The organism is Cupriavidus sp. 05T313, from assembly GCF_056396665.1.
Map to the genome: position 1 here is coordinate 30,018 of NZ_JBFTLX010000015.1, position 18,438 is coordinate 48,455.

The 18,438-nt window shown below is 65.5% G+C and carries 19 protein-coding genes; 2 read left to right on the plus strand and 17 right to left on the minus strand.

Annotation, left to right across the window (positions count from 1 at the left end):
- Positions 1–127: 127 nt before the first annotated feature.
- Positions 128–544: an NUDIX hydrolase gene (locus AC1DKD_RS05890; RefSeq protein ID WP_441629368.1), complete on the minus strand. Its 417-nt coding sequence runs from the start codon at positions 542–544 to the stop codon at positions 128–130.
- A gap of 258 nt (positions 545–802) precedes the next feature.
- On the opposite strand from AC1DKD_RS05890, the gene AC1DKD_RS05895 reads away from it, so the two are divergent.
- A complete protein-coding gene (locus tag AC1DKD_RS05895) occupies positions 803–1,801 on the plus strand; it encodes an aliphatic sulfonate ABC transporter substrate-binding protein (protein WP_441629369.1) in 999 nt (332 codons plus the stop codon).
- 49 nt (positions 1,802–1,850) lie between these two features.
- Here AC1DKD_RS05895 and AC1DKD_RS05900 read toward each other — a convergent pair whose 3' ends face one another.
- On the minus strand, positions 1,851–2,708 hold the full coding sequence (locus AC1DKD_RS05900; protein WP_441629370.1) for an SDR family NAD(P)-dependent oxidoreductase: 858 nt from the start codon (positions 2,706–2,708) through the stop codon (positions 1,851–1,853).
- A 120-nt stretch (positions 2,709–2,828) separates the two neighbouring features.
- On the opposite strand from AC1DKD_RS05900, the gene AC1DKD_RS05905 reads away from it, so the two are divergent.
- The gene (locus AC1DKD_RS05905) at positions 2,829–3,782 is read left to right on the plus strand and encodes a GlxA family transcriptional regulator (protein WP_441629371.1); all 954 of its coding nucleotides are present in this window, start codon (positions 2,829–2,831) and stop codon (positions 3,780–3,782) included.
- A 37-nt stretch (positions 3,783–3,819) separates the two neighbouring features.
- On the opposite strand, the gene dmpG is transcribed toward AC1DKD_RS05905, so the two are convergent.
- From dmpG to poxR, 15 genes are all read right to left on the minus strand, one after another.
- Positions 3,820–4,872: a 4-hydroxy-2-oxovalerate aldolase gene (gene dmpG / locus AC1DKD_RS05910; protein ID WP_441629372.1), complete on the minus strand. Its 1,053-nt coding sequence runs from the start codon at positions 4,870–4,872 to the stop codon at positions 3,820–3,822.
- Between the two features lie 24 nt (positions 4,873–4,896).
- Complete coding sequence (locus AC1DKD_RS05915) at positions 4,897–5,862, minus strand: acetaldehyde dehydrogenase (acetylating) (RefSeq protein WP_441629373.1); 966 nt, start codon at positions 5,860–5,862, stop codon at positions 4,897–4,899.
- A gap of 55 nt (positions 5,863–5,917) precedes the next feature.
- Positions 5,918–6,238 (minus strand): 2-hydroxymuconate tautomerase, encoded by a 321-nt coding sequence (locus tag AC1DKD_RS05920; protein ID WP_441629374.1) that lies wholly within the window; start codon positions 6,236–6,238, stop codon positions 5,918–5,920.
- Positions 6,180–6,968, minus strand: coding sequence for a 2-oxo-3-hexenedioate decarboxylase (dmpH, locus tag AC1DKD_RS05925; RefSeq protein WP_441629375.1), 789 nt, complete (start codon positions 6,966–6,968; stop codon positions 6,180–6,182). The genes AC1DKD_RS05920 and dmpH overlap by 59 nt, the downstream gene beginning before the upstream one ends.
- A 39-nt stretch (positions 6,969–7,007) precedes the next feature.
- Positions 7,008–7,790 carry a 2-oxopent-4-enoate hydratase gene (gene dmpE, locus AC1DKD_RS05930; protein WP_477143072.1) on the minus strand — a complete coding sequence of 261 codons (783 nt, stop codon included), beginning with the start codon at positions 7,788–7,790 and terminating at the stop codon, positions 7,008–7,010.
- 8 nt (positions 7,791–7,798) lie between these two features.
- On the minus strand, positions 7,799–9,253 hold the full coding sequence (locus AC1DKD_RS05935) for a 2-hydroxymuconic semialdehyde dehydrogenase (RefSeq protein ID WP_441629377.1): 1,455 nt from the start codon (positions 9,251–9,253) through the stop codon (positions 7,799–7,801).
- Between the two features lie 121 nt (positions 9,254–9,374).
- Complete coding sequence (locus tag AC1DKD_RS05940; RefSeq protein ID WP_477143073.1) at positions 9,375–10,307, minus strand: catechol 2,3-dioxygenase; 933 nt, start codon at positions 10,305–10,307, stop codon at positions 9,375–9,377.
- Between the two features lie 66 nt (positions 10,308–10,373).
- The gene (locus AC1DKD_RS05945) at positions 10,374–10,715 is read right to left on the minus strand and encodes a 2Fe-2S iron-sulfur cluster binding domain-containing protein (protein WP_441629379.1); all 342 of its coding nucleotides are present in this window, start codon (positions 10,713–10,715) and stop codon (positions 10,374–10,376) included.
- Between the two features lie 13 nt (positions 10,716–10,728).
- Positions 10,729–11,796, minus strand: coding sequence for an NADH:ubiquinone reductase (Na(+)-transporting) subunit F (locus AC1DKD_RS05950; protein ID WP_441629380.1), 1,068 nt, complete (start codon positions 11,794–11,796; stop codon positions 10,729–10,731).
- Between the two features lie 56 nt (positions 11,797–11,852).
- Entirely contained in the window at positions 11,853–12,212 is a 360-nt protein-coding gene (locus AC1DKD_RS05955) for a phenol hydroxylase subunit P4 (RefSeq protein WP_035866711.1), read from the minus strand.
- Positions 12,213–12,251: 39 nt separating this feature from the next.
- The gene (locus tag AC1DKD_RS05960) at positions 12,252–13,766 is read right to left on the minus strand and encodes an aromatic/alkene/methane monooxygenase hydroxylase/oxygenase subunit alpha (protein WP_477143074.1); all 1,515 of its coding nucleotides are present in this window, start codon (positions 13,764–13,766) and stop codon (positions 12,252–12,254) included.
- 41 nt (positions 13,767–13,807) lie between these two features.
- Complete coding sequence (locus AC1DKD_RS05965) at positions 13,808–14,080, minus strand: MmoB/DmpM family protein (RefSeq protein ID WP_035866715.1); 273 nt, start codon at positions 14,078–14,080, stop codon at positions 13,808–13,810.
- 10 nt (positions 14,081–14,090) lie between these two features.
- Positions 14,091–15,086, minus strand: coding sequence for an aromatic/alkene monooxygenase hydroxylase subunit beta (locus AC1DKD_RS05970; protein ID WP_441629381.1), 996 nt, complete (start codon positions 15,084–15,086; stop codon positions 14,091–14,093).
- A gap of 66 nt (positions 15,087–15,152) precedes the next feature.
- Positions 15,153–15,371 (minus strand): phenol hydroxylase subunit, encoded by a 219-nt coding sequence (locus AC1DKD_RS05975; protein ID WP_477143075.1) that lies wholly within the window; start codon positions 15,369–15,371, stop codon positions 15,153–15,155.
- A gap of 1,208 nt (positions 15,372–16,579) precedes the next feature.
- Entirely contained in the window at positions 16,580–18,292 is a 1,713-nt protein-coding gene (gene poxR, locus AC1DKD_RS05980; protein WP_441629382.1) for a phenol degradation transcriptional regulator PoxR, read from the minus strand.
- Positions 18,293–18,438: the final 146 nt, after the last annotated feature.

Here is an 18,438-nt window from a genome sequence, read left to right on the forward strand (position 1 = left end):
AGGCCGCGCACCGATGGCGCGGCGCTGCCAGGGAGCCCCCATGCGGGGCTCTTTTTTTTGGCTCTTCGCCGATCTGCGTGATGGGGTGAGGGTCTCAAAACGACGCTAAGCGGAAGTTGGTCCGATGCTATACAAGCTCTGCGAGTCGCATTTCAATGGTCGAGAGTGCATTTCTGAACAGCCAATGCCACCGATCCGATGGAGCGTGACCTAACGGATGCCAAAAAAATCTGAAGTCATGACCGCCATCGTCCTTTGCGTGATGCACCCAATTGTTCGGTAGCGAACGGGTCGCCTCACAGATGTGCAGAGACCATATCTGGTGTTCGTAACCGGATTGCCATAAGCCCAAGTCGACCGTAGCCACTCCATTTACACCAGACTCTTCGCACAGTTCGCGGACGGCGGCATCCGCGGGATGTTCTTCGGCCTCGATAGTGCCCTTGATAATCTGTAGACCGGCCAGGGGGTGCTCAAATGCCAGGATCTCAAGGCGGTTCTGCGCTGTTCTCAGCACGACAGGACATGCTTTGGTCGGTTTCATATGGGATTCTCTGCGAAAGGACCTAGTAGATATCAGAATCACAGCGTCGAGCTTGATGAAGTCTAACGCACTCGACCCAGCCGATATTCATTGGACCTTTCTTTGACGCGCCATCATGCACATCGGCACGCACCGGCGCCGGCTTATCCACACCTCCCCGCATAAGCAACTGCGGCATTCTTCGTTCCCCGCCCCCGTGCCATGCCCTACGCTCTTGTGCTGATGATGGAGTCGGCGGAACACACGGGGAGAGYGACAATGACAAAGTTGACAAGGGCATTCGACAGGCGGCGCCGGCAAATCGTGGTGGGCAGCCTGGCCACCGCGGGCACCGCAGCGACATTCGGCCTGGCCTTGCCCGCGCGCGCGCAGGCGCAGGCGCAAAAACACACGCTACGCATCGGCTTCCAGAAATCGTCCACGCTGATGATCCTGCTGAAATCGCGCGAGACGCTGGAGAAGGCACTGGCGCCACTGGGCGCGTCGGTGCAATGGTATGAATTCACCTCCGGGCTGCCGCTGCTGGAGTCGCTCAATATCGGCAATCTCGACCTGAGCGCCGACGTGGCCGACGCGGTGCCGCCCTTCGCGCTCGCTGCCGGCGCCAACCTGACCTACTACGCCATCGAGACGCCCTCGCCCGAGGCGCAGGCGATCGTGGTGCGGCAGGATTCGCCGATCAGGGAAATCGCGCAGCTCAAGGGCCAGCGCATCGCTTTTGCCAAGGGGGCGGGCGCGCATTACCTGCTGCTCGAAGCCCTGGCCAGCGCGGGCCTGTCGATCCGCGACATCGAGCCCGCCTACCTGAGCCCGGCCGACGCGCGCGCCGCCTTCGAGCGCGGGAGCGTGGCGGCCTGGGTGATCTGGGACCCTTTCCTGGCAGCCGTGCAACGCCAGGCCAACGCCCGCATCCTGCGCGACGGCAAGGGCCTGTCGAGTTACCGGCGCTTCTACCTGGCCGCCACGCCCTATGCGCAGCGGCATGCGGACGTGCTGGCGGTGGTCTACGATGAGCTGCGCCGCGCCGGCGAATGGATCAAGCAAAACCCCGCCGTCGCCGCGCAATGGCAAGCACCGCTGATTGGCCTGGACGCACCCACCGTGGAAGCCGCCAACCGCCGCCGGACCTACCAGGTGCAGACCGTGGACGCGGCATCGCTCGACGAGCAGCAGCGCATTGCGGATGCCTTCACCAGCCAGAAGATCCTGCCGCGCAAGGTGGTGGTGGCGGAGTCCCCGGTGTGGCGGCGCGCCTGAGCTTTCGGGACGCCAGCCACTGAAGCTTGCGTCCCGGCCACCGTCAGCCTCAGCTTGCCGCAGCCACCTTGAAGCGCGCCGCCGGCACGCTGCGCGACAGGTTCGGCCCCAGCGCCGCGCGGGCGGCCTCGAAGGCGTCCCAGTCGGCCGCGTCCGGCAGAGACGGCAGCGTCACCACTTCGCCCTGGTCCAGCCCGGACAGGGCCGCGTCGACCAGGTCGTCCGCGCTCATCACCCACCCTTGCGGCAGGCTCTCCACCGGCTTCCCGGCCACATCCCAGAACTCCGTGCGGATCGCGCCGGGCAGCACAGCCTGCACCCGCACCCCCTTGTCCGCCAGCTCGTGCTGGAGCGACTGCGTAAAGGCCAGCACAAAGGCCTTTGATCCGCCGTACACGCCGTTGAGCAGCTCGGGCGCCACCGCCACGATCGACGCAATGTTGATGATCGTCCCCCTGCCGCGGGCCACGAGTCCATGCGCGGCGGCGTAGGTCAGCCGGGTCAGCGCCGTGACATTGAGTGCAATCATCGCCTGCATCTTGGCGGCATCTGACTCGAGCAACGGACCGGCGGCGCCGATGCCCGCATTGTTGACCAGCAATGTGATGCTGGCGTCGGTGCGCAGCAGCGTCTCAAGGCGGCCGACGTCGGCGTCCGCGCCAAGGTCCGCGGTCACGATCTCGACGGAGCGCCCGGTCTCGCTGGTCAGGCGGCCGGCCAGCCTGGCGAGCCGTTCGCGGTTGCGTGCGACCAGGATCAGGTCGTAGCCGCGCCGGGCAAGCCGGTCCGCGTAGACGGCGCCGATCCCCGAGGATGCCCCGGTAATCAAGGCCGTGCCGCGATGCAGCGTGGTTGCTGTGGTTGCTGTGGTTGCTGTGGTTGCTGTGGTTGCTGTGGTTGCTGCCATGTTCGTTCTCCGATGCTGCTGCCGGCCCCATGCCGGCCCTCACGGAACGAAGATTAGGTGCATAATCCAGTGGCATCAATGTCATAGATGCCACCTTTTCCGCCATCGTCGGGATTCGCCATGCTACGTATCGGAATCGTCCTTTATCCTGGGTTCCAGGTCATGAACCTGGGCGTCACCACGGTCCTGGAGTTCGCCAACCGCACCGCCGGCAAGGCCCTCTACGACGTCCGCCTGCTGTCCGAGCATGGCGGCCCGGTAGCCACCTCGGCCGGCTTTTCGGTTACTACCGAGCCATTCGGCGATGAGGCGTTCGATACCCTGCTGGTAGTCGGCGACAACGATATCCAGCCCGCGTCGCCGGGCCTGGTGGCGTTCCTCCGGCAAGCGGCAACTTCCACCCGGCGCGTCTGCGCCACCTGCACCGGCGCGTTCAACCTTGCCGAAGCGGGCCTGCTCGACGGCCGCCGCGCCACCACCCACTGGTTCTATGCGGCCCGGTTGCGGCGTGCCTATCCCGGGGTCAGCGTGGAGGAAGACCGCATTTTCATCATCGACGGGCCCGTGTGGACCTCGGCAGGCATGACCGCCTGCATCGACCTGGCGCTCGCGCTGGTCGAGAAGGATGCCGGCGCCGTGATCGCGCGCCAGGTGGCGCGCAAGCTCGTGGTCTATCACCGCCGCGCCGGCGGGCAATCGCAGTTCTCCGCGCTGCTGGAACTCGAACCCAAATCCGATCGCATCCAGTCCGCCCTCGCCTTTGCCCGGCAAAACCTGCATGAAGGCTTGTCGGTCGAGCAACTGGCCAACGCCGCGAACCTCAGCCCCCGCCAGTTCAGCCGCGCCTTCCGCGAGGAGACCGGGCAAACCCCGGCCAAGGCGGTGGAACACCTGCGCATCGAAGCCGCGCGGCTGATGATGGAGTCCGGCCGGCACCCGGTCGACGTGGTGGCGCGCGAGACCGGTTTCGGCGATCGCGAGCGGATGCGGCGGGCGTTCCTGCGGGCATTCGGGCAGCCGCCGCAGGCGATACGGCGGATGACGAGGGTGGAGGAGGAACCGGCGCAGGCTTGAGGGAAGCGGCGCCCGCGCCCGACGCGGGCGCCCTGCCTTACGCCGCGATCCGCGTTGCTCCCGCCTCGCGCCGCGCCACCAGATCCAGCGCCACATCGACGATCATGTCTTCCTGGCCGCCCACCATGCGGCGCTTGCCCAGTTCCACCAGGATGTCGACGGTCTTCAGCGCATAACGCGCGGCCGCGGCCTCGGCATGGCGCAGGAAGCTGGAATAGACGCCGGCATAGCCCAGCGCCAGCGTCTCGCGATCCACCCGCACCGGGCGGTCCTGCAGCGGGCGCACGATCTCGTCGGCGGCATCCATCAGCGTGTAGAGGTCGCAGCCATGGTGCCAGCCCAGCCTGCTCGCCGCGGCGATGAATACCTCCAGCGGCGCGTTGCCGGCGCCCGCGCCCATGCCGGCCAGGCTGGCGTCGACGCGGTCGCACCCCTCCTCCACGGCGACGATGGAGTTGGCCACGCCCAGGCTCAGGTTGTGGTGCGCGTGCATGCCGGTCTGGGTTTCCGGCTTGAGCACATCCTTGAAGGCGCGGAAGCGGTCGCGCACGTCGTTCATATTGAGCGCGCCGCCGGAATCCACCACATAGACAGTCTGCGCGCCATAGCTTTCCATCAACCTGGCTTGCTGCGCCAGCGCGGCGGGCGTGGTCATGTGGCTCATCATCAGGAAGCCCACCGTGTCCATGCCGAGTTCGCGCGCGTACTCGATATGCTGGCGCGAGACATCGGCCTCGGTACAGTGCGTGGCAACCCGCACCACGCGCGCGCCGGCGTCGTACGCGGCGCGCAGGTCGTGCACGGTGCCCACGCCGGGCAGCAGCAGGGTGGCGACCTTTGCATGGCGTACCGTTTCGGCCGCGGCGGCGATCCATTCGAGATCGGTATGCGCGCCGAAGCCGTAGTTGAAGCTGGAGCCGGCCAGGCCATCGCCGTGCGCGACTTCGATCGAATCCACCCTGGCCGCGTCCAGCGCCGCCGCGATGCGGCGCACGTCGTCCAGGCTGTACTGGTGGCGGATGGCGTGGCTGCCGTCGCGCAGCGTGACATCCGAGATATAGAGTTTCTTCTGCGTGGCTTGCTGGGTCATGTGTTGTCTCCGTGCGCCCGCCGCTTACGCGGCCAGCCGGGTTTCCGCCAGGCGCTCGGCGCAGGCGAGCGCGGCGCTGGTCATGATGTCGAGGTTGCCGGCATAAGCGGGCAGGTAGTGGGCGGCGCCTTCCACTTCGAGGAAAATCGATGTCTTTAGCCCGCTCATCGGCCCCAGCCCCGGGATGTTCAACGGCGCGGACGGATCGATGCGCTCGAACTGCACGCGCTGCTTGAGCCGGTAGCCGGGCACATAGGCCTGCACCGCCTTCGCCATGGCTTCCACGCTGGCTTCCATCGCCGCTTCGTCGGCGTTCTCGGATAGCGTAAACACCGTGTCGCGCATCATCAGCGGCGGCTCCGCCGGGTTCAGCACAATGATGGCCTTGCCGCGCGCCGCGCCGCCTACCGAGCAGATCGCCTGGCTGGTGGTCTCGGTGAACTCATCGATATTGGCGCGCGTGCCCGGCCCGGCCGACCTGCTGGAGATGGACGCGACGATCTCGGCATAGTGCACCTTCGCCACGCGCGATACCGCCGCCACCATCGGGATGGTGGCCTGGCCGCCGCAGGTGACCATATTGATATTGCTGGCGCCGAGCTGCTGGTCCAGGTTGACCACCGGCACAACGTAAGGCCCGATCGCGGCCGGGGTCAGGTCGATCACCTGGATGCCGTGCTGCTGCAGGATCTTGTTGTGGTGCGAATGCGCGCCGGCAGAGGTGGCATCGAAGGCGATGCGGATCTCGCCGAATCCGTCCATCCTCACCAGGCCTTCGATGCCCTCGGCCGTGGTGGGCACGCCCAGCCGCGCGGCCCGGGCCAGGCCGTCCGACGCGGCGTCGATGCCGACCATGGCACCCATCTCCAGATGCCGGCCGTGGCGCATTACCTTGATCATCAGGTCCGTGCCGATGTTGCCCGAACCGATGATGGCTACCTTGTGCTTGCCGGGCGGATGGCTGCCGCCGGCGCCTGCTTTCATGTCCATGTTGTCTCCGTGCCCGGGCAGTCCAGTGCCGCCAGGCATTCCGTATGCCGCTCCCTCAGCGGCCGAGTTCCTTCGCTGTCTTGCCCGCGATGCCAAACTGCGTCTTGGGCACCTCGGTGATCATCACGCGCACGCTCTCGATCGGCGCACCGATCGATTCCACGGCGGCGTCCGTCAGCGCGCTGATCAGGCGGGCCTTTTGTTCTTCGGTCCGGCCTTCGATCAGAAACACTTGCATGATGGGCATGGCTCTTCTCCTGCTGTGTGGGTTGAGTGGGCAATATCGTACAGCGCCACCATCACGCTGGCCTGGCGCATCAGACGAAGCGCATCGATACAGCGCCGAGATGCTGGTAGCGCACCGTGATGTTGTCACCGGCCGCCACCGCGATGGCCTCGGTCACGCCGCCGGTCATGATGAAGACGCCCGCCGGCAGCTCGCGCCCACGCGCACCGAGCATGTTCGCCAGCATGGCCACGCTGCTGGCCGGATGGCCCAGCACCGCCGCGCCGGCCGCCGTGGCGACCACTTCGCCGTTCTTCTCCAGCACCACGCCGAGGTTCTTCAGGTCGATGCCTTGCGCGCTGCAATGCGTGCCGCCCGCCACGAAGCGGGCCGACGAAGTGTTGTCCGCGATCACGCTCTTCAAGTCGAAACGGAAGTTCTCGTAGCGCGAGTCGATCACCTCCACCGCGGGCAGCACGAAATCGGTGGCGGCGAGCACGTCGCCGATATGGCAACCCGGCCCCTTGAGCGGATGCTTGAGGACGAAGGCGATCTCGGCTTCCACCTTGGGATGGATCAGCGATGCGGTATCGATGGCGCCGCCGTCCATGCAGGCGCCGTAGTCGGTCAGGAAGCCGTAGACCGGTTCGGTCACGCCCATCTGGCGCATCTTGGCGAAGGAGGTCAGCCCCATCTTGAGGCCGGCGATGCGGGTGCCGCGCGCTTCCTTGCGTGCCCGGATCGCGTCCTGGATGGCATAGGCGTCATCCCAGTCCATGTCGGGATGGGTGTCGGTGATCTTGCGCACGGGCTCACGATTGAGCTCGGCGTTTTCCAGGTGCTCGGCGAGCTGCTGGATGATGTCTTGGGTGAGTTTCATGGCGATGTCCCGGGCTGCTTATCCAGATCTGGGGTCCGTTCAAATGAAGCGCACACCGGCCGAGCCGATGCCGCCCAGGCTGATGCGAAGCTGGTCGCCGGCCTTGACCGGCACCATCGCGGCGAGCGAGCCGGACAGGATTACCTCGCCCTTCTTCAGCCCGATGCCGAGGCGGCCCAGCGTATTGGCCAGCCACGCCACGGCGTTGGCCGGATGGCCGAGCGCGGCGGCGCCCGCGCCAGTGGCGACGATCTCGCCGTTCTTCTCCAGCGTCATGCCGACCGTGCCGAGATCGAGGCCGCGCGGGTCCACCGCCGCATCGCCCAGCACGAATACGCCCGAGGACGCGTTGTCCGCCACCGTGTCCTGGATGCGGATCTTCCAGTCGCGGATGCGCGAGTCGACGATCTCGAAGCACGGCAGCACGTAGGCGGTGGCGCGCAGCACATCGGCATTGGTCACGCCCGGGCCTTCCAGGTCTTCCYTGAGCACGAAGGCGATCTCGCCTTCGGCCTTGGGCGCGATCAGCGTATCGGCGGCAATGGCCGCGCCATCGGCGTAGACCATGCCGGAGAGCAGGTGCCCGAAGTCCGGCTGGCGCACATCGAGCATGTCCATCACTACCCGGCTGGTCACGCCGATCTTCTTGCCGATCACGTGCTCGCCGGCGTCCAGCCGGTGCTGCACCATGGCGAGCTGGATGCGGTAGGCATCATCGATGGACAGCTCGGGGTAGCTCCCGGTCAGCGGCGCGACGGCCTGCCGCGTGGACAGCGCGTGGTGCAGGCTGGCGCCGATGTCGAGGATTTGTTCGGGTTTCATGGACTGGCTCACAGTTTCACGCACACATTGCGCAGCTCGGTATAGAACTCCAGCGAATGCACCCCGCCCTCGCGGCCGATGCCGGATTGCTTGGCGCCGCCAAAGGCGGTGCGCAGGTCGCGCAGGAACCAGGCGTTGATCCAACAGATGCCGACGTCCAGGGCGCTACCCATGCGGTGGGCGGTGCCCAAGTTGGATGTCCACACCGTGGCGGCCAGGCCGTAAGGCGTGTCGTTGGCAAGGTGGATCACTTCTTCCTCGGTATCGAACGGCGCGATATGGCAGCAGGGGCCGAAGATCTCCTCGCGGATCACGGCCGCATCCTCGGGCAGCCCGGTCCAGATGGTGGGCTGCACCCAGGCGCCTTCGGCCAGCGCGCCGGGCATCTCGGGCACGCCGCCGCCAGTGACCACGGTGGCGCCCGCCTCCGCCGCCTTCTTGTAGTAGGACAGCACCTTGGCGCGATGCTCCAGCGACACCAGCGGGCCCATGTTCACGCCCTCGTCGCCCGGTCGGCCAATGCGCAAGCCCTCGGCCCTGGCCTTGAGCGCCGCGACGAAGCGCTCGAAGATGGGCCGCTGCACGTAGACGCGCTCGGTGCCCAGGCAAACCTGGCCGCTGTTCTCGAAGGCCGAGCGGGTGATGCCGGCGACTGCCTTGTCGAAGTCCGCGTCGGCGAACACGATGCCGGCGTTCTTGCCGCCCAGTTCGAACGAGACGGGGCGCACGCCATTGGCGGCGGCTCTCATGATGGCCTCGCCGGTACGGGTCTCGCCGGTAAACGTGATGCCGTTCACATCCGGGTGCGCGCTCAGGAAGGCCCCGGCGGAATCCGGGCCGAAGCCGTGGACCACGTTATAGACGCCCGGCGGCACACCGGCCTCGTTCATCACTTCGCCYAGCAGCGTGGCGGTGGCGGGGGTTTCCTCGGACGGCTTGACCACGACTGTATTGCCGCATGCCAGCGCCGGGCTGACCTTCCAGGTCATCAGCAGCAGCGGCAGGTTCCACGGGCACACCACACCGATCACGCCGCGCGGCGAGCGCACCGCGTAGTTGATGGCCTCGCCGCCGTCCGGCGTGGCCATGGCGAAGCTCTCGGTCGGCACATTCTTGATCAGGTCGGCGAAGACCTTGAAGTTGGCCGCGCCGCGCGGGATATCGATATGGCTGGCGAGGGACAGCGGCTTGCCCGTGTCGGCGATCTCGGCTTGCAGGAAATCGTCGAAGCGGCGGTTGATGCCGTCCGCTACGGCGTGCAGTATCTCGACACGCCGTGCCACGGTCATCTTGCCCCAAGGGCCTTTCAGCGCTTGCCTTGCCGCTGCGACCGCGGCATCGACCTCGGCCTGCCCGGCTTCGTGCACACGGGCGATCAGGCTGTTGTCGACCGGGTTGCGGTCGTCGAACTGGCGGTTGGTGGCCACCCATTCGCCGTTGATGAAGTTCTTGAACTCTTTCATGTTGTCTCGCTGGTTGCGGCAGCGTGCGCCGCATCTTGCTGGTGATTCGCCTTTCTCCCCTCTCCCGCAAGCGGGAAAGGGGAGAAAACACTTGGCATCGGCCGTGACGCTACGCCGGGAATCAGGTCAATACACTCAGGAACGCATCGTTCAGCTTCCGGTCGTGATAGAAGATCGCCCGGCCCAGTTCGTTGTCGGTCCAGGTGATGGTCGGCTTGTCTGGATAGTGGATATACCCGCCGGAGAAGACCTCATTCCGGTTGCCAGAAGGGTCAAAGAAGTAGATGGTGGCGCCGCGCGTAATGCCATGCCGCGTCGGCYCGATATCGAGCGACACATCCTTCTTGGAAATGATGTCGGCGGCCTTCAGCACCTCGCCCCAGTTGTCCAGGTTGAACGACGCGTGATGGAACTTGTTCTTCTCGGCATGACGAATGAACGCAATGTCATGCGCCTTGTTGGAACAGGTCAGGAAAGCGCCGATCATCATCTTGTCCGGGCCGGCCACCACCTGCTCGGCCAGCGTGAAGCCAAGCACGTCGCGGAACAGCCTGACGGTGCCATCCAGATCGTCGCCATACAGCAAGCAATGATCGAAGCGGCTGGGCGCCATGCCGCGCAGGTCGTCCGGCCACGGGTCCGGGTTGCTGTCGCCGGTCAGGCAGCCCAGCTTGTCCTTGTCGGCGAAGAGCTCGATCGGATGGCCGGTGGGAATGGTGAAACGGAAGCGCACGCCGGTATGCGGATGCTCGCCGGCAGGAATCCACCGGAAATCCGATGCGAGGCCGGACTGCTCCACCTCCCGCGCCAGCCGTTCCAGCGTGCGGCCGCTATCGACGCGGAAACCCATGTAGTCCATGCCCGGGCTGTCGGCCTCGCGCAGCACCACGCTGTGGTGGTCGTGCTCGTCCCAGGCCTTCAGGTAGACGCGCCCTTTGTCGTCGCGCGCGGTTTCGATCAGTCCGAGTACTTCGGTGTAGTGTTTCAGCGCCGGTTCGAGTTCCAGCACGCGCAATGCCACGTGCCCGGGGCGCAATACGCCTGTCAATGCCATGACGGTCTCCTTGATGATGGGGTTATCGGTCCATCTTTTTTATTGCTACGTTTTGCTGCAAGCTTGCTACGTTGATCCCTTCGCTTCCTGTTCATCCCACCGCTCCCGCTGCCGGTCCAGGCAGCGCTGCAGCAGCGCCACCGGCCGCAGGCGGATATCGCTGTCCGGATAGGCCTTGCACGCCAGCACCAGGCCACTGCCCTCCTCCTCGGCCGACAGGCAGGCCCGGCTCATCTTGCCGGTGCGGTAGCGGCCGGCCTCGATGCGCACCTTGCAAACCCCGCAGCCGCCGCCACGGCAGCCGGCGGGTATGCCGCGCTTGCCAAGCGCTTCCATCGCGCGCAACAGGTTCTGCTCCGGCGCGCACGGATAGCGCTGGCCGCTTCCCGCGATCTCCACGGTATGCATGGCGCTCTCTCCTTCAGATCTTGAACAGCGGGCTGCGCGCGCTGTTCTGCGCATCGCCGGCGGAGATGAACTTCTCGGTGTGGATGTCCTCCTCGAACAACCGGCCCTGCATCAGCGTGCGGATGCAGGCTTCGATCATCGGTGGCGGTCCGCACAGGTAGGCCTTGTGCCCCCGGAAGTCAGCGGTGGCGCCATTGGCGTAAAGCCCGTGCAGAACTTCATGCACGTAGCCGCGCGCGCCATCCCAGCCACTGCCGGCCGGTTCGTCGGATAGCGCCGGCACATAGCGGAAATTCGGATGCGCGTCGGCCAGTGCGCGGAACGCCTCGTCGTAGTACAGCTCCGCGCGATTGCGCGCGCCTTGCACCAGCGTGATCGGCAAGGTCTCGCCGGCAGCCAGCATGTCCAGGATCATCGCGCGCGGGCTGGACAGACCGGAACCGCCCGCCAGGAACAGCATCGGCACCTGCGCGGACTTGCGTACGAAGAAACGGCCGTAGGGCGCCGAGAAACCAAGCTCATCGCCAACCGCGAGCTGCTCGTGCAGGTAGGCCGTAGCCTGGCCGCCTTCCACGCGACGCACATGCAGTTCCACCAGGTCGTCACCCGGACGGTTGGCCAGCGAGAAGGCGCGCGGCTGTTCGCAGCCGGGCACCCGCAGGTTGAGGTACTGGCCGGCCTGGAAGGCGGCGGCATTGCCGTCCTTCACGCGCAGCCAGATGCCGCGGATGGTGGGCGTCAGCGCGCGGGTCTCCACCACTTCGGCGCGGTAGTCCGCCAGCGGCAGCCCGAGCGAGTCGGCATCCTCCTCGATGTCGGCCTCGATCACCATGTCGGACTGCGCGGTGGCGCAGCAAGCCAGGCACTGGCCGCCGTCGCGCTCGAAGTCCATCAGGGCGAAGCTGGACGCTTCGCCATGCTCGAACTCGCCCTTCACCACCTGCACCTTGCAGGTGGCGCACAGGCCGTGGCAGCAGGCGTGCGGCAGCCACACACCGTTGCGCAGGCAGGCATCCAGCACGGTCTGGCCGGGCGCGATCGGGATGGTCTGCCCGATCGGTTCAATGGTCAGGGAATACATCTTGTGTCTCCTACTAGCCTACTAGGCTTTCTGATCGTTCCAGCCACGGCGCCGGCTTAGCTGCAACTGCCGTCGATGCCGTCCAGCCCCGGCGTGCGGAAGCGGATTACTGCCTTGTGGCCCAGGCCGTTCTCTTCCAGCGTGCGGTCCAGGTCCGGCTGCCAGGGCGCGTTGCCGCGCAGCCATTCCACGCGGCTCCAGTCGATGCGGGCAAAGTCGGGGTGGTAGCCGTACACGCCGGGTAGCACGTTCTCCACGACATCGCGCAAACGCATCGACGGCGGAAAAGGCAGGCAATGCGGCGCGCAGAACAGCAGGTGGCGGTCCCAGCCGATGTACAGCAGGCGGTTGCCGTGGAACACGGCCTCGCGATCGGCCGGTTCGAACTCGTAGGGGCCAATGGATACGACGGACATGGTGGTCTCCTTATCTTCTGTCTCTTGTCGGTTGCGCGCTCAGGCCGCCGTGTCGGGCACGCCCTTCCAGGTGTTCCAGTTCTTCTGATCCTGCGACCCTTCGAAATCGAGGTTGTCCGCGCCGACGTTGATGCGGTACCACTTGAGCACATCGTCCAGCGAGGCGCCGCCGCAATTGCCCTGGTAGATCTGGTGCACGGGCAGCCAGGCCTGGGCGTACTTCTGCGGCTCGCCGTCGAAGATGTCCTTGCAGCCGTCCGAGCAGAAGTGAAACTGCATGCCGTGGTAGGTGCTCTCGCGGTAGCAGGTCTGGGTGGGATCGTCAGGCTCCGAGAACACCATCGGGATCTGGCAGGTCTGGCACAGCATGGGCAGCGTTCCGTTATAGAAGCGCTCGCCTTCCTGCTGGCGTTCCAGCCAGTAGTCGAGACGCGGCTTGTAGTAGCGCGCGAAGGTGTCGGGATACTTCTCCGTCAGCCAGGCCATTTCGTCCTGCTTGGGCACCCAGGTATGGAAGCCGGCCGCGGCGGCGTAGTTGTAGAAGGTGCCCCAGGCCTCGTGGGTGATGCGGTCCTTGGTCTTGGTGGCCACCTCGTGGTACTTGGGCATGCGCAGGCCGTAGCGCTCCAGGTCCTTGAACAGCGCGCCGCCGGCCTGCTCGAAGTACATCTCCCAGGCTTCGGCCCACGACATCACGCGCTTGGGCAGCATGTAGTCCATCATCATGCCGACCAGCGTGAGCAGGCGGAAACCGCGCCAGAACCATTTGTCCAGCCACTTCTGCAGGATCGGGATATTGTCCGGGTCCTGCTGGCACAGGAACTTCACCACCTCAAGGCCCAGCGTCATATGGCRCGATTCGTCGGACTGCGCGGAGAAGCCGAACGTCACCGTAGCCATATCGCCGTTGTAGGCCGCGCCCGACATGAAGGGCATGAACAGCAGGTTGGTCAGCACATATTCGAAGGAGAACGAGATCGCGGTGATGAACTCGAACGGCCCCGCGCTCATGGCGTCCTCGAAATAGGACTTGGGCACGGACAGGTACCAGACCCGGTCGTGCATGTGCTGCCACTCGCCGAAGCCGTTGAAGTACTTGTTGTAGACCGACAGCGTGTGCATCTGGGTCTGGGCATGGCGCAGCTCGTCGATCGACTGCATCTGCGCCGCGACCCGCGCACCGGCGCCGCGGAAGTGCCGCCCGAGATGGGCGTAGCCGCGGTGCGCCGCGTATTCCAGCGGGGTCACGCCGGTCAGGAACAGGCGCAGCGCATTCAGATAGCGCGGGTCCGAGACGTTGAGGTGGCCATTGTTCTGCACGAAGGAGTCGATGATGGCGTACAGCTTGCGCTCCTTCTCCGACTGGTATTTCCAGTAGGCGTCCATGGTCATGCGGAACGGGTCTTCCCACTTGTCCCAGTCGTGGATCTTGATGCCCTCGTACTTGTCGTAGGGAAAGACCTTGTCCATCGGCTCGTAGGTGGTTTCCCAGCCGAGGTCGCGGGTCATCGTCGCGTATTTTTCCCGCAGGTTCAGCTTCTTGCGTGCGTCCATGGTGTTCTGTCTCCGTTTTTCTTTGCGGTGGGCGGGCCGTCTCAGGCGTTCCAGTGCAGGGTGAAGGCGTCGTCGTCTTCGTCGATGTTTCCCGACAGCGAAATCAGGTTCAGGTGGATCTCCTGCAGGTCCCACTCGCGGCCGAGCTTTTCCGACACCAGTTCGCGCACGATGGTCAGGTGGCCCGGCGCATCGATCTTCACCATGGCGGGAAACTGCGACACCACGGCGTGCGGGTTGGCCTCGGTGATGGCTTCGATGATGGGACGGGTGTCGTCGTTGCTTTGCAGCGCGATATAGACGTTGGCGGTCATGGCGGGCTCCTCAGGCGGCAAGGCCAAGCTTGTTCAGGCGTACGTCGAACTGCTCCAGGCACAGCGCGATCACCTGCTCGCCACCCTCGCCCAGCAAGGTGTCGGCCACCGGCACCAGCGCCTCGGCCACCTGCGTGCGCGCGGCGCGGGCCCAGCCGGACAGCAGCACGCGGTTGGCGTCGGATTCGGCAGCGGCGGTTTGCACCACCGAGTCGACCCAGCGCGCATGCTCTTCACGCCAGTCGTTCATGAACTCGGTCAGCACCGCCAGCCCCGTGCCGCAGCCGCGGACGATGGCGGCGTCGGCGTGCTGGTACACCATCGGGTAAAGCAGGCCGTCGAGCACCAGGTTCTGGGTAACGAAGGTCTCGAACCAGTCCTCGATCACGAAGCTGCGCTCGACCAGCCGGCGCATCGGCTGCCACGCGGCGCTCTCCATCCAGGCCACCTTGGCGCGCTCCAGCGCCACGCCGGTATTGCCGTCGAGCAGCATGCCGATGCGCGTCAGGTACTGGGCAATGCCGAGACGGTCCATCGCGCAGTAGGTGCAGGCCTGCGTGATGGCCGTGCCCCAGCCGTAGTCGGCGCAATAGAAGTTGTTCATGTTGGCGCCCCACTCCACATGGCGCAGCGGCAGCAGGCCGTCGGCCAGGCGGTCCTGCCATTCGGCGGGCAGCGCCTGCAGCAAGCCGCGCTTCTCCACGAAGGCGAAGCTCTTCTCGGTGGCGTCCTGCTGGCGGCCGCGCGCCGTCACGTAAGCGCCGTAGAAGTACTGGCGCGGGTCCTTGAGCGCGTACCAGTCTTTCATCACGATGGCGGTGCGGCGCTTGTCGTAGATCTCGTGCTGCGGATCCCAGGTCGGGCGGTAGTGGAAATTGACCTCCGACTGCACGTCGTAGGTTGCCTCCTGGTAGCGCGAGGCGGGCTTGTCGCCGAAGCGGCGGGCCACGTGGCCGTAGGTCTGGCGCAGCGGCTGGATCTGCTGGGTCTTAATGTCGACTTGCATCGCTTTGGTCTCCTGGGTCTTGCTGTTTTTTATGTGGGGGGAACGGGTGCGCGGGGCTTGGCGTGCTCAGTCGTCCTGGCCGGCCACCGGAGTTTCCGGGGGCAGGAAGCGCACGTGGTTGACGCTGCAAAAAGCCTCGAACATCGGCTCGGGCATGATCAGCTCGACGTTGAGCTCCGGGTCGGACACGCTGAAGKCAAACTGCACGAAGCCTTCCGGCGTGCGACCGCCGACGCGGACGTAGCGGGGCGTGGCTTCAAACAAGGGGACCGACTGGTTGATCATGGCGCTGCTCCTTCGCTTGGCTTGTATGGCCTCTATTGCGAAGAGCGTGCCAGCGGATGCAAATCACGACGGCACAAGGGATCCTGGGAATCTTGCCGGACCGGCTTGCGCGTTTACCCGAAGCGATGCCCGCGCCATAGCTCTATCAATTGATGAAGATGGCGGCGACATTTGATCAATTGATCAAATGTCGCGCCGGGCGGTGGTTTGCGGGGAGTCGGCGGAATCGCGGTAAGGCTGCGGCGCTGCAACAGTGATGGGGGCGGGGGGAGGTTAGAGGTAGGAGGGGGAAGGGATTGCGGGCGCATGCGGCGCAACAACCGGATTGGTCACTTGCTTGGGGTGTGGATTGCTGACTGCATCAAATGATTAAATGGCTTTTGGGTGGTGGGTGGCGCGGTTTGTTTGAGCGGCGTTGGTTTTTGCACCCAACAGCTATACGACATCCCCCTGCGAGGGTGGTCGGTGTTTGTTTGAGCGGCGATGGTTATTGCACCCAAGTGCGTACGACATCCCCCTGCGGGGGACGCCGGTCACTCTTCTTTGCTTCGGCAAAGAAGACTAACGAGAAGAAAGCCGACCCTGCCGGGGGCAGAGCCATCAGGCTCTCGAATATCGATGATTTCGTCGTACAGCCCAGAGTGCCGGCGGGCTTCTGCCGGTACCGGCTTGACTGGCCACGATCCTGCCAGCTTCCGGGATTCGTGGTGAGGCCCCCGGTAGCAGACATCACTTGCTTCAAGCCGTCTGTCGCTCGCGTAGTGGCCGGCCACGAAGTTTCAGGCGGTCCGGTTCCGTCGTGGGCGCGGTGGCACCGGGTGATATGCCCCAGGCCTTCACCACCGCGCCCGCCCCACCACGAAACCATTGGCATGTGGTGTGTCGTGGTGGTCCGTGCCGGTAACGGCAGATGTGGGAATGGTCACCACACACGAGGTCAAGGGCATCACCACGAAACCCATGGATCATGCCATTGCGATGCCCTACAAGCTGGTAACGGCAGATGCCAGCAAAACTGCGGCCGTACGACGAAACCAGCGCCCCTCGCCCCCGCGATTGCTCTGCTCCCGGCAGGGTCGGCTTTCTTCTCGTTAGTCTTCTTTGCCGAAGCAAAGAAGAGTGACCGGCGTCCCCCGCAGGGGGATGTCGTACGCACTTGGGTGCAATAGCCATCGCCGCTCAAACAAACACCGACCAACCCAACCAAATCACCCCCCCTCCCCCCGAATCCCCCTCGTCTTCCACCGATACGCCAACTGCGGCCGCGTAATCCCCAACAACCGCGCCGCCTGACTCATATTACCGTTGGCGCGCTGCATCGCCGCTTCCATCAACACGGTCTCGACATCGCCCAGCGCGAGCTGCTGCTCGGCCATATGGTCAAGCAGCCCGTGCACCGCCGCTTCGCGCAGTTCCGGCAGCGTGCCCCTGACGCCCAGGCGCGGCGCGGTGTCCATCGCCTGCGGCGCGCTGCTGGGCAGGAACAGGTGGTCCGCGGAAATCTGCCCGCCATTGCTGGCCAGGATCACGCCGCGCTCGATCACGTTTTCCAGTTCGCGGACGTTGCCCGGCCAGTCGTAGCGCCTGAGTTCCGCCAACGCGCGGTCGGTGATGCCGACGATCTTCTTGCCGTGGCGCGCGCCGTAGCGGGCAATGAAGCGCTCTACCAGCAGGCGGATATCGTCGAGGCGCTCGCGCAGCGGCGGGATGGTGACGGGATAGACGTTGAGCCGGTAGTACAGGTCCTTGCGGAAAGTCCCCTGCTTCACGGCTTCGGCCAGGTCTACGTTGGTGGCGGCCACCAGCCGTACGTCCACCTTGCGCGGCTCGGCGCCGCCCACCCGCTCCACCTCGCCTTCCTGCAGCACCCGCAGCAGCTTGGACTGCGCCGACGCCGACAACTCGCCCAGTTCGTCCAGGAACAGCGTGCCGCCATGCGCCCGCTCGAAGCGGCCGGGGCGCGACTGGTGGGCGCCGGTGAAGGCGCCCTTCTCCACGCCGAACAGCTCGGCTTCGATCAGTTCATCGGGGATCGCCGCGCAATTGACGGCGATGAAAGGCTTGTCGGCCCGCGCGCTGACCGCGTGCAGCGCTTGCGCGAAGCGCTCTTTGCCGACGCCGGTCTCGCCCAGCAGCAGCACCGTGACATGGCTTGCGGCGGCGCGCTGCAACAGGCCCCAGGCAGCGCGGAACCCGGGCGCGCTGCCCACCAGATCGGCGGGCTTGCCGTTGTTGCGCTGCAGGGCGCGCAGGTGCTCGACCTCGCTTTGCAGCTCCAGGATGGTCTCGATCACCGGGTCGGGCTGGTAGAGCTTTAGCACCTCGGCACCGTCCTCCCACGCTTCCAGCGGCTTGCCGACGATGCGGCAGTGATCGTGGCCGCAGGCGATGCACTCCACCTCGCGGTAGAGGATGGTGCGGCCCATCAGGGCCGAGGTATAGCCCGTGGCGTAGCCGATCTGCATCCAGCAGGCCGGCTCATCGACGATGCCGAACAACTGGCGGTGGACATCGCCTTCGAAGGAGTCTTCCCACAGGAATTCGCCGTCGTAGATGCCGGCGGCGATGTCGATATCCACCTTCACCGGGGTCACGCGCACCACGCCTTCGATGGTGTGCAGGCAGGGCCCGATCTCCAGCAGGCCGAAGTCGCTGTCGCCGGGGCGCAGCTTCTTCGCCAGTTCCGCGTCGCGCATGCCGGAATGGAAGCCCATGCGCATGAACAAGCCCCGCGCGCGCTCCATGCCCATGGTATCCACCAATTCCTTGCGCAACGCGCCCAGCGCGCCGGTGTGGATCAGGATCATGCGCTGCTCGTCCAGCCAGATGGAGCCCTCCTCCATGGCAAAGCGCAGGCGCCGCGCGAGATTGGCCAGGCCATCGCGCATGGTGGCCGAAAACTTGTCGGTTGAACTGCTCATTGTCTCCTCTCTTGGCGGCCTCGAAATCTTGGCGCGCGCGTGCTTTTTCTGGCACTGTATGCACATTATGTGCCATCGGCGCCCTCCGCCCGCGGCAGACGCCTGTCGCGCAGGCGAAATGTCGCCTATGCTTCCTTTACAGGATT